This is a genomic window from Bacillus cereus group sp. BfR-BA-01350, assembly GCF_022663775.1.
Lineage (GTDB): Bacteria > Bacillota > Bacilli > Bacillales > Bacillaceae_G > Bacillus_A > Bacillus_A paranthracis.
The window spans coordinates 40,007-55,621 of the sequence record NZ_JAKUGD010000008.1 but is presented as its reverse complement, the minus strand read 5'-3'; the positions used below and the strand labels follow the sequence as shown (position 1 = coordinate 55,621).

Below are 15,615 nucleotides of genomic sequence, written 5' to 3'. Positions count from 1 at the left end.
AGAAACCTCAATTCATAACGGATTTTGATTCTAAAAAAGCAGCAAATACAAGGGTAAGACATATTGTATATTGAAGTGCGCCAAAGCCAAGACCTTCCCAGCCGAAAGTCATTCTCTTCCATATGAAAATAAAAAGAATGCTTATAAAACCAACGAGAGCAGGTATATATTTTATAATTTTGTAGTGCTTCCATAGATAGAAGCCAATGTATGTACTTAAAAACAAGGTAAACAGAACAAGAAAAAAGACAAGTGTTAATGACACGTGAATCCCTCCTTATTTTCTGAATATTTTATGTGGATTATATCATTTAAACTATCATATTCCAATGTGAAAATAAATATTGCATGGAGATTATTCATGTCGTTATGATAGTATGTAATCTATTGTAATTATAAAAAGGAGTCAAAACATGCCGTTTACATTTGCACATCCAGCAGCAGTGCTTCCTTTTGCAAAAAAGTATTCTCAACATATTTCAGTAACGGCTCTTATATTAGGTAGTATGGCGCCTGACTTTGAATATTTCCTACACTTTAGACCGTATGGTGTAATTGGGCATACGTGGCTTGGATTCTTATATTTTAATTTACCACTCGTATTTTTATTAGCATACATATATCACTACATTTTAAAAAAGCCGTTTATAACACATTTACCTAAACCATTTGCTGGCTACTATACATATGCAGTAGATGAGAGGTGGGGGCTTTACACAAAGAAAGATTTCTTTGTATTTTGTTATTCAGCATTATTCGGTATGTTAACGCATGTTATTTGGGATGCAATCACTCATAAGACAGGCTATTTTGTTATGAAAATACCATTATTGCAAAGAGAATGGTACGGTATCTCTGTTTATAAATATATGCAACATGGAAGTACATGTATTGGTTTTCTGTTATTAGTATACGTTTTATGGAAGTGTAGAAATGAAATGGGTAAAGACCTTATTTTAGCTTCGGAAAAAATAAAATATTGGATTTCGGTAATTGTTGTAGCAACTATTATATTTATCGTGCACGCGTTCGTAGATCCCTATTTTCATATTTTCCAAATAGGGGGTATAATAGTATCTGGACTGACAAGTTCGTTTTGTGGACTTTTCATTGTTTCTATAGTTTACAAAGCAAAGGACTAATTAATATTAATGAATGATAGTGTTAGGAGAAATTATATGATGAAAGCATGGAAAAGTATTTTTGTTTTATGTAGTTTTCTTCTTATGTTAAGTGGTTGCTTCCATCAAGAAGAAAAGAAAGCTGAACCGAAGAAGAAAGAATCTATTCCTGAAACAAAAGAATATGGTGGGCGTGAGCTGAAAAAAGTAGGACAAAAAGTGAAAGAAACAGGATGGGGTACTTTTAAATTAGAACAAATTCATTCTGTGAATCAAACATTTGAAGTAGCACCAATGAAAATTCACGTACAAGATGTGAAAGTAATCTCTTTATCGCAGATGAGTAAAGATGCAAAAAATACATTAAAAGTATATACGGCATTAACTCCTGAAGAAGTAAAGCGTAGATTAGGAGATAAAGTCAGTCAAGAAGATGCGGAGTTATATGCATCGCTAAGTGGTACAGAGATTAGTGATACGATTCGTTATGTTGAAATTACATATAAGGTGGAAAATAGCGGGAATAAAAATATACAATTTTTCTCTATGAATGATGTTGCGATTAATGATAAACAACATTTTAAAGTAGCAACGCAAAACTTTTTATATGATGAAGATACGCTCGTTGGTACAAAAAATGTATCAAGGGAAGACTATAAGCCTGGTGAAACAAGAGATGGTATTATCGGCCTAATACTTGATGATGGAAAAGAAAAGGTAAAGGATATTAAATTTACAACAGATAATGTAATCGCAGCAAATACAGAAACGCAAGATGTTGAAAAAGAGCCACAAACTTTTAACATCTCACTTTCTGAGTAAGTTGTTTTTAAATATATGCAAGAAAAAACAGTCAGCGCTCAAACTATTATGCTGACTGTTTTTTCTGTTCTTCTATGTATGAATCTACACTTTGAAAAGGCACCTTAATTTTAAACGCATCTTTTTGTTCATGAAATTGTTTTTCATTATAGGGGCCAAAACGTTTATTATGCTTTACGTCAATAATCCAATAATGCTCGCTTTTTTTATTTGCAATTGCTGCGTCAGGATTATTAGGATCTGACTTTTCCTCAGTTTGTTTTGCAATAATGTATTTATCATCCCAGGCTATGTCTGTAATTTTTGCAGGAATGTATTGTGTGGCATATACAGCATCTTGCGTGGGGAAAAGTTCAAATGCATTTCCAGAAGTACGTATGAGTTCGTATTCATCGTTAATCGTATATGTTATATGATTTGTATTTCCAGCACAACCGGCTAATAGGAGTGCGACGAATAGGATTATCCATTTTTTCAATATGGGAACCTCCTTTACAATGCTGTTGTAACACATTGTACAAGAAAAGTAAGAGAAACGCTAGTTTACAATGTTTTTTAGAAGTGGTACGATGAGACGGGTAAAGAAGGATATGAAGGAGTCGACATAAAAATGAAGTTAAAGATGCATCGTCCAGCGCTTGTAATGAACCGCATAGGTGCTTCCCTAATTGACATGTTTTTAATCTCGGTTATGTATGGTGCAGTAGTAGCTGTTATGACTGGAAATTATAGTGCTATTTTTAATCGCTTTAATATTAGTTTTGGCGATTATAGATATGATCTTGCAGTAGTTTTTATATTAATGGCGATATATTTTATTTTGCTACCCTTTATTTGGAACGGTGTAACACTTGGTAAAAAGGTAACGAGAATAAAATTAATTTCATTGAAGAGTGAAAAGTTAACATTACAAACATTAACGATTCGATTTTTTGTATTGTTATTACCGAACATATTACTGCTTGGAATTCCGATATTATGTAACGTATATATGATGTTATTCCGCAAAGATAATTGTGGTTTTCAGGATTTAATTACAAAAACGAAAGTGATAAGTCTTGTATAACAAAAAGAGACCTTTTTATATAAAAAGGTCTCTTTTTGTTATACAAATATATTTTAATGGATATATAATAGGGAAAAAGTTAATCTATATCATTTTCGGATTTAATAGATTGAAAATTAAGAAAATGTTATAATGATTAAAATAATATGTTTATATAATAAGGGGGAAATTGAAATGACTGGAGGTAGCGTAATCTTTTGGGGGATTTTAATTTTCATCGGTTTAGTTTTCGATCAGCGTAATAGTAAGAAAAAAGAAGGAGTAAAAAAGTAACCGTTTACAAATGAATAAGCAACTTTTCTTGCTTGCAGACTAATCTCATAAAGGAGTATACTGAATGACGGTAAGACTTATAGAAGGGGTAATGAAAATGAAGCTTGCAGGAAAAGTTGCTATCGTAACTGGCGGTGGCATCGGTATTGGACGTAATACAGCTCTTTTGTTGGCTAAACAAGGCGCAAAAGTAATTGTGACGGACATTGATCAAGAAAGTGGACAAGCAACAGTGGAGGAAATTACGAATCTAGGCGGAGAAGCACTTTTTGTATCCTATAATATGGAAAAACAAGGAGATTGGCAACGCGTAATCAGCATTACTTTGAATGCATTCAGTCGCATTGATATGCTTTTTCAAAATGCTGGTTTATATAAAATAGATTCTATATTTTCACGCCAACAAGAGAACGATTCCAATGTACTTTGTATTAATGACGTATGGATAGAGATAAAACAATTAACGTCATCTTTTATGAAACAGCAAGAAGAAGTGGTGCTAAGTGACTTACCGATTTTCGGTATTATTAGCACGAAAGGACAATCATTTCATACAGTAGAAGCCCTCGTATAATAGTGAAAACCGCCCTCAATATATGTGGACGGTTTTTTTGTATGAAAATTATTTTTTAACGAATGCGTTGTTCGTTTTGACTATCAAAGAAATGCGCTTTATTCATATCAAATGCTAGTTTAATTTGGTCACCAGGTGAGAATGTATGTCTTGCATCAACACGTGCTGCAAAATCTTGATTTCCAAGTTTCATATATAAAATAGATTCAGCACCTAATAACTCGGCAACTTCAATTTTTGTTGTGAAGGCAGTAGATTGTGAAGCTTCTAAAAATAATAGTTCATCATGAATGTCCTCAGGACGAATACCTAAAACAATGTCTTTATTTACATAGCCTTGTTCACGTAATATCTTCATTTTTCCTTCAGTTACTTTAATTTTTGCAGCATTGTCTATAACGAAATCGGTTTCAGTTAATTTACCACGGAAGAAATTCATCGCTGGAGAGCCGATAAATCCACCAACAAAAATGTTTTCAGGTGTTTCATATACTTCTTTTGGAGTACCGATTTGTTGAATTTTTCCGTCTTTCATAACAACAAGACGAGAAGCCATTGTCATCGCTTCAGTTTGATCATGCGTTACATAAATTGTTGTCGTACCAAGGCGGTGGTGTAACTTAGAAATTTCTGAGCGCATTGCAACGCGTAATTTAGCATCTAAGTTAGATAAAGGCTCATCCATTAAGAACACTTTCGCGTCTCGAACGATTGCTCTCCCTAACGCAACACGTTGGCGTTGTCCACCGGATAAAGCTTTCGGTTTTCTATCTAAATATTGTTCCAGTCCTAAAATTTTTGCTGCATCTTTCACACGACGATCAATTTCATCTTTTGGTATTTTTCTAAGTTTTAATCCAAATGCCATATTATCATACACACTCATATGTGGATATAGGGCATAGTTTTGGAAGACCATTGCGATATCGCGGTCTTTTGGAGGGACATCATTCATTAGCTTACCATCAATTGAAAACTCTCCTTTTGAAATATCTTCAAGTCCAGCCACCATTCGTAATGTTGTAGATTTTCCGCATCCAGAAGGACCGACAAATACGATAAATTCTTTATCTTGAATGTGTAAATTGAAGTCTGTTACAGCTGTTACGTTATTATCATATATTTTATAAATGTTTTCTAATTTCAGTTCTGCCATGGTATTTCCCCCTAGAAATAATTATGCAAACGTTTTCTTTGAGTTCATTATAAACGAATAGATTCAAAAAATAAACAAAAAAATAAAACGTTTTCATGAATTGGAAGAATATTAGTGAATTTCGTATGTTTTCTTAGAAAAATAAGAATAAAAGTTGTAAGCGCTATTTTAAATTAAGATAGAATCTGTTATCATTCATTAATGAAAACGTTTGCGCCTTAAAAAAGAGAAAATCGAATTATGAATGAAATGGGGTAGCATAATGGAAAAACAGTGGTGGAAAGAAAGTGTAGTATATCAAATTTATCCTCGTAGCTTTATGGATAGCAACGGTGATGGCATCGGGGATCTTCGCGGTATTATTTCAAAGTTAGATTACTTAAAAGAATTAGGGATTGATGTAATTTGGTTATCACCAGTCTATGAATCTCCAAATGATGATAATGGTTATGATATAAGTGATTATTGTAAAATTATGAATGAGTTCGGAACAATGGAAGATTGGGATGAGCTATTACATGAAATGCATGAACGTAATATGAAACTTATGATGGACTTAGTTGTTAATCATACTTCTGATGAACATAATTGGTTTATTGAATCACGTAAATCAAAAGATAATAAATATAGAGATTACTATATATGGCGCCCTGGAAAAGAAGGAAAAGAGCCGAATAACTGGGGAGCAGCGTTTAGCGGATCTGCATGGCAGTATGATGAAATGACAGATGAATATTATTTACATTTGTTTTCTAAAAAACAGCCAGATTTAAATTGGGATAATGAAAAGGTAAGACAAGATGTTTATGAGATGATGAAGTTTTGGTTAGAAAAAGGAATTGATGGCTTCCGTATGGATGTTATTAATTTTATTTCTAAAGAAGAGGGATTACCAGCTGTTGAAACAGAAGAAGAGGGGTATGTTTCAGGTCATAAGCATTTTATGAACGGTCCAAACATTCATAAATATTTACATGAAATGAATGAAGAAGTATTGTCTCATTATGATATTATGACGGTTGGTGAAATGCCTGGTGTAACGACAGAAGAAGCAAAATTGTATACCGGGGAAGAACGAAAAGAACTGCAGATGGTATTCCAATTTGAACATATGGATTTAGATTCAGGAGAAGGCGGAAAATGGGATGTAAAACCATGTTCACTTCTTACTTTAAAAGAGAATTTAACGAAGTGGCAAAAAGCATTAGAACATACAGGCTGGAATAGTCTGTATTGGAATAACCATGATCAGCCTCGCGTTGTATCTCGTTTTGGTAATGATGGAATGTATCGCATTGAATCTGCGAAAATGTTAGCGACGGTGCTTCATATGATGAAAGGAACACCATATATTTATCAAGGAGAAGAAATTGGAATGACAAACGTCCGATTTGAGTCGATTGATGAATATCGAGATATTGAAACATTAAATATGTATAAAGAAAAAGTGATAGACCGTGGTGAAGATATAGAAAAAGTAATGGAATCTATTTATATAAAGGGTCGTGATAATGCTAGAACTCCGATGCAGTGGGATGATCAGAATCACGCTGGATTTACAACAGGTGAACCTTGGATTACGGTAAACCCTAATTACAAAGAAATTAATGTGAAACAAGCGATCCAAAATAAAGATTCAATTTTTTATTATTATAAAAAATTAATTGAGTTACGCAAAAATAACGAAATAGTAGTGTATGGATCATATGATTTAATATTGGAGAATAATCCATCTATTTTTGCATACGTAAGAACGTATGGAGAAGAAAAACTGCTTGTCATTGCAAACTTTACTGCGGAAGAATGTGTATTTGAATTGCCTGAGAACATTAGTTATAGTGAAGCAGAGTTATTTATACACAATTACGACGTAGAGAATGGACCGATAGATAACATGACATTACGTCCGTATGAAGCAATCGTGTTCAAATTGAAATAAGAAAAATCCTTATACCACTTTGGTATAAGGATTTTTTTGGTTACCATTTTAATATGGAGAATCCATATGGAGGAAGTGTAACTTGTAATACACTTGCTTCCGCTGAAAATTCTTCGTTTGTATAAATATTAATGATTTTCTTTCCAGTAACATGGAGAGGCAGTGAAGCTGTAATAGCACTATTAGTCGGATTTAAAACGAAAAAGATAGTTTCATCTTCATATGTTTTTGTATAAGAAATATAATTATGTTCATCATTTGCTTCAATGAATTGGAAAGTACCATGTCCTCCAAATGCTTTATATTGCTTTCGTAACGAAATTAATGTTTGTACATGTGTAAATAATAGATGATCTTGTTCTTTCGTATCCCAAACCATACATTTGCGGCAATCAGGGTCCATACCGCCATCCATACCAATTTCGTCTCCATAATAAATACAAGGAGAGCCGATGAAAGAAAGGTGGAATACATAAAGTAACTTTAACTTATTTTTATCTCCGTTACATGTTGTCAATATTCTTGGTGTATCATGGCTGTCTAATAAATGAAATGCTGCTTCATTTACATTCATAGAGTAGGAATGTAGAGATTCTATAATTTGTTTCATAAATTCATTTGCCTTAATGGAATTGTTAGCAAAGTAAGACAGTAGAGCGTTTGTAACAGGGTAGCTCATTACAGCATCAAATTGATCTCCTTGTAGCCAAGGAAGTGCATCGTGCCAAATTTCTCCTAAAATATATACTTCAGAATTTAATGCTTTTATCTCCCTTCGGAATTCTCTCCAAAAGTTATGGTCGACTTCATTTGCTACATCAAGGCGCCACCCGTCTATATTGAATTCTTTTACCCAATAACGCCCTACTTCAAGTAGGTATTCTTTTACATCCGGGTGTGCAGTGTTTAATTTCGGCATATACGGTGTAAACGCGAAAGTATCATAATTCGGAAGTGGCTCAGTTCTAATTGGGAACTCATGAATATGAAACCATTCTTTATATGCTGACTGTTCACCATTTTCTAGTACGTCTTGAAATTTATCGAAAAAGTATCCACTGTGATTGAATACGGCATCGAGCATTACTTTTATACCATGTGTATGACATGCCTCAACAAGTTCTTTGAATGTTTCTTTTGTGCCAAATTGCGGATCGATTTCCATGTAGTCAATTGTGTCATATTTATGGTTTGAATGTGCTTTGAAAATAGGTGTGAAATATATTCCCGAAATTCCAAGCTTAACAAGGTAATCGAGGTTTTGAATAATACCAGCAAAATCTCCGCCGAAAAAATTAGTTGGAGTTGGTTCAGCGCTTCCCCAAGGAAGGGTGTTTTCTGGATTCAACGTATGATCTCCATTAGCGAACCGTTCTGGGAAAATTTGATACCAAACAGTATCTTTAATCCAGGAAGGTGCTTTGAATACATCATTTGCATGAATAAATGGAAAACAAAAAAAGTTACCAACGTCATCATTTGGAATGCTGGAAAAAAATCCGCGTTCTGCATAAATAAGCGTTTCTGTCTCTGCTTTTAATTCAAATCCATAACGTAAGCGCTTAAATTTTGGCTCGATGGAAATGGACCAATAATCAAATAATGCAGTAGAACCAGTTTTTTTCATCGGTGCACTTGAAGAAATCCACTTCCCGTCTGTCCATTCATAAGGATCACCATAAATAAGATTGGTGCTTTGAACATCGTCTCTTTTCGTACGTATTCGGATATGAATCGTTTTTTCATCGTAAGCGTATGCGTAATTATCTTTTGGCCTATGATAGATGGCGTCTTTAAGCATATAAAAAATCCCCCTTTACTATCTCTATGCATATTGTTCCCTTAAGTATAATAATAAAGCATATGTTGCAAACGATTGCCTTTTGCATAGCTTTAATATTGCTTATAAGAGTAGTATTCATTTCGTATAAAGTCAATGTACAAAGAGTATAGTAATAATATTTTTAAAATTAATATTTGCAAAATGAATAAAAGAATGTATAATGATAGACAAATAGCGCAAACGTTTTCATAGATTGAGATATTGTTTGCGCTTCTATTAAACTATTCAATGCAAACGTTTTCAATTAGTAGGGTACATATACAATTCAGGGAGGTTTTTGGGATGAAGAAAGCATTATCATTATTAACGGTTTCAGCATTATCAATTGGTATGTTATCTGCATGTGGACCGAAAGATTCAGGGAAAAAAGAAGAAAGTAAAGCAAAGAAAGATTACGATCTACTCGTTTGGGAAGATGATAAAAAAGGTGTTGGTTTAGAACCAGCAGTGAAAAGCTTTGAGGAAAAATATAAAGTAAAAGTAAAAGTTGTTGAAATGCAAATGACAGATCAAGTGAAGAAGTTACGCCTTGATGGACCAGCGGGGACGGGACCAGATGTTGTAACATTGCCACATGATCAAATCGGAAATGCAGTAACAGAAGGTTTACTTTCTGAAGTGAAAGCTGATGATGCTGTAAAGAGTAAATTTACTGATTCATCAATAGAAGCACAGACATATAACGGAAAATTATATGGTTTACCAAAAGCAATTGAGACACCAGTCTTTATTTACAATAAAAAACTAATGCCAAAAGCACCAGAAACGATGGACGAGCTGTTTAACTTCTCAAAAGAATTTACGAAAGATGGCAAGTACGGATTTTTAGCATTAGGAGATAACTTCTACTTTGCTAATGCATTCATGGCAGGTATGGGTGGTTATGTGTTTGGTGAAAAAGATGGAAAGCCAAATGCAAGTGATGTTGGATTAAATAATAGCGGAGCAGTACAAGGTGCTGAGTATCTTCAAAAATGGTACAAAGAAAAGTTATTCCCGAAAGGTATTATCGGTGAATCTGGTGGACCTGCTGCTGATGGGCTATTTAATGAAGGAAAAGCAGCATCTATCATGAACGGCCCTTGGGCGTTCCAAGCAATGGAAAAGAACGGAATTGATTATGGCGTTGCTCCAATGCCGAAATTACCAAATGGTCAACCAATGAAAACGTTTGTTGGGGTTAAAGGATGGCATGTAACAAGTTTCTCTAAACAAAATGATTTAGCTACAAAGTTCACTGAATGGGTAACGAATGAAGAAAACGCAAAAATTCGATTTGAGAAGACGAAAGAAATTCCTCCAGTAAAAGCAGTAATGGAAGATCCAATTATTAAAGATAACGAAGCTGCAAAAGCAGTTGCAACACAATCTGAAAATGGAATTCCAATGCCAAACATTCCAGAAATGCAAGAAGTATGGAAACCAGCTGGAGATGCGCTTCAATTAGTTGTTACGGATAAAGAGGCACCAAAAGCAGCACTTGATAATGCAGTGAAGCAAATTAAAGGTAATATTGAGGCAAATCATAGTAAGAAAAAATAAGGTGAAATTCGTGCCTCTAATATGAGGGGCACGAATTCTCTCCCAAGAAAAAAGGGGGAAGGAACATGCAAACATCTATGGAACCAGCAAACGGCTTAAACGGTTCAAAACATAGGAAAATGGCAACCATGTTATCAATCATTCCAGGCGTGGGCCAAATGTATAATAAACAATTTGTAAAAGGTCTTATTTTTCTAGTATTAACAGGTTCATTTATTGTAGCCTTTGCTGATTTATTAAATATGGGATTATGGGGAATTGTAACGCTTGGTACAGAAGTTCCACGTGACCATTCTGTCTTTCTATTAGTAGAAGGAATCTTGGCACTCATTGTCATCGTGTTTGGACTCGGAATATATGCATTTAATTTATATGATGCATACCAAAACGGAAAGAAACGGGATATAGGAACACCGTTAAACTCTGTAAAAGAACAATACCGTAATTTATTAGACCAAGGTTTTCCGTATTTAATGGTTTCACCAGGGTTTTTATTACTTATCTTTGTCGTTGTATTTCCAATCATTTTCGTAATTTTAATTGGATTTACGAACTATGATTTATATCATTCTCCTCCAGCTAAATTAGTAGATTGGGTAGGATTTAAAAACTTTATTGATATCTTTACATTACCGATGTGGAGAGAAACGTTTTTAAGTGTATTTTCTTGGACTGTCATCTGGACATTCGTTGCAACGACATTACAAGTTGCGCTTGGTATTTTCTTAGCGATTATCGTAAATCAGCCTGGTATTAAAGGGAAGGCGATTATTCGAACAATCTTCATTTTACCGTGGGCGGTCCCAGCATTCGTATCTATTCTTGTTTTCTCTGGTATGTTTAATGAAACATTTGGAGCGATTAACAATCAAGTATTAGCTTTATTCGGAATTGAAAAGATTGCTTGGATGACAGATCCATTTTGGGCGAAGATTGCTTTAATTATGATTCAAACGTGGCTTGGATTCCCGTTCGTCTTTGCAATGACAACAGGTATACTGCAATCGATTCCAGGAGAATTATACGAAGCGGCTACAGTAGATGGAGCTACAGCTTGGCAACAGTTTCGTAAAATTACATTGCCACTTGTTCTATATGCAACAGCGCCAATATTAATTACGCAATATACGTTTAACTTTAATAACTTTAGTATCATCTATCTATTTAACGGCGGAGGTCCTGCTGTAGCTGGACAAGACGCAGGTGGAACAGATATTTTAATTTCATGGATTTATAAGTTAACGATGACTTCCGCGCAGTACGGAAAAGCAGCAGCTCTTACAATGATCTTATCGTTAATCGTTATTACAGTTGCGTTATGGCAATTTAAGAGAACAAAATCATTCCAAGAAGAGGATATGATGTAAATGAATATTAAAAGACAAAAGATGTTACGTCTCTCATTAAGTTATCTCGTTATTTTCGTAATGTGTGCCATCATTTTCTATCCATTATTATGGATTATTGGCTCATCGTTTAATCCGGGTGATAGTTTATCTGGATCAAGTATTATTCCGCAAAATGCAACGCTAGATCATTATCGTAAGTTATTAGATTTAGAGAATAGTAATTATTTACTATGGTATAAAAACACATTAAAAGTAAGTGTTTTAACGATGATTTTTTCAGTGTTAGCAATTAGTTTTACTGCTTATGCATTTTCGAGATACCGTTTTGTTGGAAGAAAAAATGGTTTATTAACATTTTTAATTTTGCAAATGATTCCAAACTTTGCAGCGTTAATCGCTTTATACGTATTAGCACAGTTAACAGGATTAATTGATACGCACCTTGCATTAATTTTAATTTATGTAGGCGGGGCAATTCCAATGAATACGTGGCTTATGAAAGGGTATTTTGATACGATTCCGAAAGAATTGGATGAGTCAGCTCGTATGGATGGAGCAGGACATTTCCGTATTTTTTGGCAAATCATTATGCCACTTGCAAAGCCAATCGTAGCAGTTGTAGCGTTATTTACTTTCATCGGCCCATTTACAGATTTTATTTTAGCGAGTATTATTTTGCGCACACCAGAAAATTATACGTTAGCAGTTGGATTATATGAAATGGTGGCGAAGAAATTTGGGAATGAATTTACAACGTTCGCAGCGGGTTCCGTATTGATTGCAATCCCAATTTCAATTTTATTCCTATCACTACAAAAATACTTTATCTCTGGTTTAACTGCTGGAGGTACGAAAGGATGAAAAATGGGACATTATGTCCCATTTTTCTTTTCATCTCCCTATAAAACATTTTATAGGGAGATGAAAAGAGATTTGACATCCCATATGAAAAGAAGTGAAATAAATAGTATATTATAGTATAGGAAAAAAGAGCTCTATCCCTTACAATACATGGAGAGGGAGAATATGATAGGTTTTACAAGATAGAATCAATGAAAGTTTATGACTTCCCCTATTACTTGCAATGGGTGCAAGATGAAAATATATAAAATGGCAGAGAAGTGAAAGGAGGGGGATTTTTATGACAGTTACAATTAAAGATGTGGCGAAGAAAGCGAATGTAGCACCATCTACCGTTTCTCGTGTAATTGCTGATAATCCAAGTATAAGTGAAAAAACAAAGCGTCGTGTTCGGAAAGTAATGAGTGAACTAGGGTATCATCCTAATTTAAACGCAAGAAACCTAGCTAACCAAACAACAAAAACACTTGGCCTTGTTATGCCAAGTTCTGCAAGTAAAGCTTTTCAAAATCCGTTTTTCCCAGAAGTTATAAGAGGGATTAGTTCGTTTGCACATGTGGAAGGGTATGCACTTTATATGTCGACAGGTGAAACGGAAGATGAAATTTTTAATGGTGTTGTAAAGATGGTGCAGGGGCGCCAAATTGGTGGCATTATTCTTTTATATTCAAGAGAGAATGATCGGATTATTCAATATTTACATAAACAAAATTTCCCGTTCGTATTAATCGGGAAACCATATGATCGTAAAGAAGAAATTACATATGTAGATAATGACAATTATACAGCTGCAAGAGAAGTAGCAGAATATTTGATTTCATTAGGTCATAAACAAATCGCGTTCATCGGTGGTGGATCAGATTTACTTGTAACGAGAGATCGTTTGGCTGGTATGAGTGATGCTTTAAAATTAGCAGATATTGTATTACCAAAAGAGTATATTTTACATTTTGATTTCTCAAGAGAAAGTGGTCAACAAGCCGTGGAGGAATTAATGGGATTAAAGCAACCACCGACAGCAATTATGGCAACGGATGACTTGATTGGACTTGGCGTGCTAAGTGCACTTTCTAAAAAAGGATTCGTTGTACCAAAGGATGTTTCAATTGTAAGCTTTAATAATGCTTTATTATCAGAAATTGCGAGTCCGCCACTTTCGACAGTTGATGTGAATATATACCAGCTAGGATATGAGGCAGCAAAAGCTTTAGTTGATAAAGTAGAGAATGCGGAGTCTACTGCAAAGTGTATTATTATTCCACATAAATTACTGAAGCGTCAAACTTGCGATCATTATACAACAAAAAGCTAAGAGTTTAACTCTTAGCTTTTTGTTGTAGAAAGGCTTCTAAACGGTCACAGCCTTCTTTTAAAGTTTCAATACTATACGCATAGGACAAGCGAAGGTAGCCTTCCCCGTATTCAGAGAATGCTGTTCCGGGAACGACGGCAAGTCCAGCTTCTTTCACAAGATCAAGTGCAAAATCAAATGATGAAGATGTTAAATGACCAACATATGGGAATAAGTAAAATGCACCTGTTGGTTTTTCAACTGTTAAGCCCATTTGAATGAGTCTATTATATACGTAATCACGGCGTTTTTTGTATTGATGACGCATCATTTTTGGTGCATCTTTAGCAGCTGTTAATGCTTCAATTGCAGCATATTGAGCGATTGAAGTAGCGCACGTTACGTTGTATTGATGAACTTTTAATATATGCCCAGCTAAATAGTTTGGTGCGAATAATAGACCGATACGCCAGCCAGTCATAGAATGCGATTTTGATAAACCGTTAATGACGATAGTCTTTTCGCGCATTTCTGGGAAATGAGCGATCGATGTATGTGTTTGTTCATATACAAGTTCGCTATAAATTTCATCAGAAAGGACGAAAATATTTTTATCTTTTAAAACATTTACAATATCCTGTAGTTCTTCTTTTGATAAAGTTACACCAGTTGGATTAGAAGGATACGGCAGTACGACGCATCTTGTTTTTTCTGTAATGGCATTTTTTAGTGCATCGGCTGTTAAACGGAAGCCAGTTTCACGAACATCGATAAAAATAGGGGTTGCACCGCATAATCGAATAATCGGCTCGTACCCTGGATAAATAGGGGCAGGTAAAATGACTTCTGTTCCTGGCTCTAAAATCGTTCGAAATGCAACATCAATTGCTTCACTAGCACCGATTGTAACGATGGTTTCGTTTTCAGGTGAATAATGTAAATCGTAGTTATCTTTTACAAAGTTACAAGCTGCCTTGCGTAATTCTAGTAAACCAGCGTTATGTGTATAGCTTGTATAATTTTCTGTAATAGCCCGTTTTGCCGCTTCTTTCACGAGAGAAGGTGTAGGAAAATCAGGTTGTCCAATTGTTAAAGAGATAAGATTATCATAGTTTTGAATCATGTTAGAGAATTGACGGATTCCAGAAATTTGGATGTCCTTCACTCTAGGGTTAATGAATTGTTCCATTGTATCTCCCTTTCTTCCGTTTGAAAATTAAGTTCATTTTAACATATTTTCTATCATTTCGCTTGCGTATATGTTGTGTGGAAAGGGAGGGATAATAGAAAAAAAGCCGCTGTCAGCGACTTTTAATATCCGTACTCCCAATCTATTTCATCTTCATTCCAAAGTACAGAGGATACTTTGCCAAGGTGAACAACTGATTCATTCACAGCACATGTGCAATTTTCATCTCCTGTTTTATGCTGCAACTCTTCATATACTGATTTTTCAACATTCTCTAGAACGACCAAGTTTTCTTCTTTTAAAACAAGCGTAGTACCCGCCATATTTATCTTCCTCCTACTAAAATAATGATCACTTATTTGTAAACATAGATAGTATGGATTATATGCTGTATTTTGCTATAGTTGTCCGTCTCATGAAGTATTTTTTATTTTCTTTGTAATCCGTATTCATTGTATACTGCCCGGCAGAAATTTGGTACAGGGTTTACATTCATTTCGAAAATCTGTAACAATTATTATGCGTTGTTAACAAAGAATTAACAAATATGTTAAGAAAAATCAAAATCTTACAACAAATACGTCTGTAA

Annotated in this window: 16 protein-coding genes; 10 read left to right on the top strand and 6 right to left on the bottom strand. The window is 34.5% G+C overall.

Going from position 1 to position 15,615, the window contains the following annotated elements:
• Window positions 1-7: 7 nt before the first annotated feature.
• On the bottom strand, window positions 8-265 hold the full coding sequence (locus MR147_RS17660; RefSeq protein WP_074606971.1) for a hypothetical protein: 258 nt from the start codon (window positions 263-265) through the stop codon (window positions 8-10).
• 148 nt (window positions 266-413) lie between these two features.
• Here MR147_RS17660 and MR147_RS17655 point away from each other — a divergent pair, with 148 nt between their 5' ends.
• Together MR147_RS17655 and MR147_RS17650 are read left to right on the top strand one after the other, a co-directional pair.
• Window positions 414-1,142 carry a DUF4184 family protein gene (locus MR147_RS17655; RefSeq protein ID WP_074606871.1) on the top strand — a complete coding sequence of 243 codons (729 nt, stop codon included), beginning with the start codon at window positions 414-416 and terminating at the stop codon, window positions 1,140-1,142.
• Between the two features lie 36 nt (window positions 1,143-1,178).
• On the top strand, window positions 1,179-1,943 hold the full coding sequence (locus MR147_RS17650) for a hypothetical protein (RefSeq protein ID WP_074606869.1): 765 nt from the start codon (window positions 1,179-1,181) through the stop codon (window positions 1,941-1,943).
• 46 nt (window positions 1,944-1,989) lie between these two features.
• Here the strand turns inward: MR147_RS17650 and MR147_RS17645 are convergent, their stop codons facing one another.
• Window positions 1,990-2,421 (bottom strand): DUF3997 domain-containing protein, encoded by a 432-nt coding sequence (locus MR147_RS17645; RefSeq protein ID WP_074606867.1) that lies wholly within the window; start codon window positions 2,419-2,421, stop codon window positions 1,990-1,992.
• 132 nt (window positions 2,422-2,553) lie between these two features.
• Between MR147_RS17645 and MR147_RS17640 the strand changes: the two genes are divergently transcribed.
• The 3 genes from MR147_RS17640 (at window position 2,554) to MR147_RS17630 (ending at window position 3,856) form a co-directional block, all read left to right on the top strand.
• Window positions 2,554-3,009 (top strand): RDD family protein, encoded by a 456-nt coding sequence (locus MR147_RS17640; RefSeq protein ID WP_000769088.1) that lies wholly within the window; start codon window positions 2,554-2,556, stop codon window positions 3,007-3,009.
• A gap of 174 nt (window positions 3,010-3,183) precedes the next feature.
• Window positions 3,184-3,282, top strand: a complete 99-nt coding sequence (locus MR147_RS17635) for a hypothetical protein (protein WP_000145657.1) — start codon at window positions 3,184-3,186, stop codon at window positions 3,280-3,282.
• 64 nt (window positions 3,283-3,346) lie between these two features.
• Window positions 3,347-3,856, top strand: coding sequence for an SDR family NAD(P)-dependent oxidoreductase (locus MR147_RS17630; protein ID WP_000218426.1), 510 nt, complete (start codon window positions 3,347-3,349; stop codon window positions 3,854-3,856).
• Between the two features lie 55 nt (window positions 3,857-3,911).
• On the opposite strand, the gene MR147_RS17625 is transcribed toward MR147_RS17630, so the two are convergent.
• Window positions 3,912-5,012, bottom strand: a complete 1,101-nt coding sequence (locus MR147_RS17625) for an ABC transporter ATP-binding protein (protein WP_000818923.1) — start codon at window positions 5,010-5,012, stop codon at window positions 3,912-3,914.
• Window positions 5,013-5,274: 262 nt separating this feature from the next.
• Between MR147_RS17625 and malL the strand changes: the two genes are divergently transcribed.
• Entirely contained in the window at window positions 5,275-6,951 is a 1,677-nt protein-coding gene (gene malL / locus MR147_RS17620) for an oligo-1,6-glucosidase (RefSeq protein ID WP_074606865.1), read from the top strand.
• A gap of 40 nt (window positions 6,952-6,991) precedes the next feature.
• On the opposite strand, the gene MR147_RS17615 is transcribed toward malL, so the two are convergent.
• Complete coding sequence (locus MR147_RS17615) at window positions 6,992-8,752, bottom strand: alpha-glycosidase (RefSeq protein WP_074606863.1); 1,761 nt, start codon at window positions 8,750-8,752, stop codon at window positions 6,992-6,994.
• A gap of 324 nt (window positions 8,753-9,076) precedes the next feature.
• On the opposite strand from MR147_RS17615, the gene MR147_RS17610 reads away from it, so the two are divergent.
• From MR147_RS17610 to malR, 4 genes are all read left to right on the top strand, one after another.
• Entirely contained in the window at window positions 9,077-10,336 is a 1,260-nt protein-coding gene (locus MR147_RS17610; protein WP_000709918.1) for an extracellular solute-binding protein, read from the top strand.
• 65 nt (window positions 10,337-10,401) lie between these two features.
• Window positions 10,402-11,703 carry a maltosaccharide ABC transporter permease MalC gene (malC, locus tag MR147_RS17605; protein WP_001194989.1) on the top strand — a complete coding sequence of 434 codons (1,302 nt, stop codon included), beginning with the start codon at window positions 10,402-10,404 and terminating at the stop codon, window positions 11,701-11,703.
• Window positions 11,704-12,546, top strand: coding sequence for a maltosaccharide ABC transporter permease MalD (gene malD, locus MR147_RS17600; RefSeq protein WP_001022608.1), 843 nt, complete (start codon window positions 11,704-11,706; stop codon window positions 12,544-12,546).
• 280 nt (window positions 12,547-12,826) lie between these two features.
• On the top strand, window positions 12,827-13,858 hold the full coding sequence (gene malR / locus MR147_RS17595) for a maltose operon transcriptional repressor MalR (protein WP_074606861.1): 1,032 nt from the start codon (window positions 12,827-12,829) through the stop codon (window positions 13,856-13,858).
• 4 nt (window positions 13,859-13,862) lie between these two features.
• On the opposite strand, the gene MR147_RS17590 is transcribed toward malR, so the two are convergent.
• Both MR147_RS17590 and MR147_RS17585 read right to left on the bottom strand, forming a co-directional pair.
• Window positions 13,863-15,026: an aminotransferase A gene (locus tag MR147_RS17590; RefSeq protein ID WP_242304604.1), complete on the bottom strand. Its 1,164-nt coding sequence runs from the start codon at window positions 15,024-15,026 to the stop codon at window positions 13,863-13,865.
• Window positions 15,027-15,148: 122 nt separating this feature from the next.
• Window positions 15,149-15,349, bottom strand: a complete 201-nt coding sequence (locus tag MR147_RS17585) for a hypothetical protein (RefSeq protein WP_000929281.1) — start codon at window positions 15,347-15,349, stop codon at window positions 15,149-15,151.
• Window positions 15,350-15,615: the final 266 nt, after the last annotated feature.

Coding starts and splice junctions, on each gene's coding strand:
- MR147_RS17625 (WP_000818923.1), bottom strand. CDS start 5,012: ATGGCAGAACTGAAATTAGAAAACATTTATAAAATATATGATAATAAC.
- malD (WP_001022608.1), top strand. CDS start 11,704: ATGAATATTAAAAGACAAAAGATGTTACGTCTCTCATTAAGTTATCTC.
- malL (WP_074606865.1), top strand. CDS start 5,275: ATGGAAAAACAGTGGTGGAAAGAAAGTGTAGTATATCAAATTTATCCT.
- MR147_RS17585 (WP_000929281.1), bottom strand. CDS start 15,349: ATGGCGGGTACTACGCTTGTTTTAAAAGAAGAAAACTTGGTCGTTCTA.
- MR147_RS17650 (WP_074606869.1), top strand. CDS start 1,179: ATGATGAAAGCATGGAAAAGTATTTTTGTTTTATGTAGTTTTCTTCTT.
- MR147_RS17635 (WP_000145657.1), top strand. CDS start 3,184: ATGACTGGAGGTAGCGTAATCTTTTGGGGGATTTTAATTTTCATCGGT.
- malR (WP_074606861.1), top strand. CDS start 12,827: ATGACAGTTACAATTAAAGATGTGGCGAAGAAAGCGAATGTAGCACCA.
- malC (WP_001194989.1), top strand. CDS start 10,402: ATGCAAACATCTATGGAACCAGCAAACGGCTTAAACGGTTCAAAACAT.
- MR147_RS17655 (WP_074606871.1), top strand. CDS start 414: ATGCCGTTTACATTTGCACATCCAGCAGCAGTGCTTCCTTTTGCAAAA.
- MR147_RS17640 (WP_000769088.1), top strand. CDS start 2,554: ATGAAGTTAAAGATGCATCGTCCAGCGCTTGTAATGAACCGCATAGGT.
- MR147_RS17610 (WP_000709918.1), top strand. CDS start 9,077: ATGAAGAAAGCATTATCATTATTAACGGTTTCAGCATTATCAATTGGT.
- MR147_RS17590 (WP_242304604.1), bottom strand. CDS start 15,026: ATGGAACAATTCATTAACCCTAGAGTGAAGGACATCCAAATTTCTGGA.
- MR147_RS17615 (WP_074606863.1), bottom strand. CDS start 8,752: ATGCTTAAAGACGCCATCTATCATAGGCCAAAAGATAATTACGCATAC.
- MR147_RS17630 (WP_000218426.1), top strand. CDS start 3,347: ATGACGGTAAGACTTATAGAAGGGGTAATGAAAATGAAGCTTGCAGGA.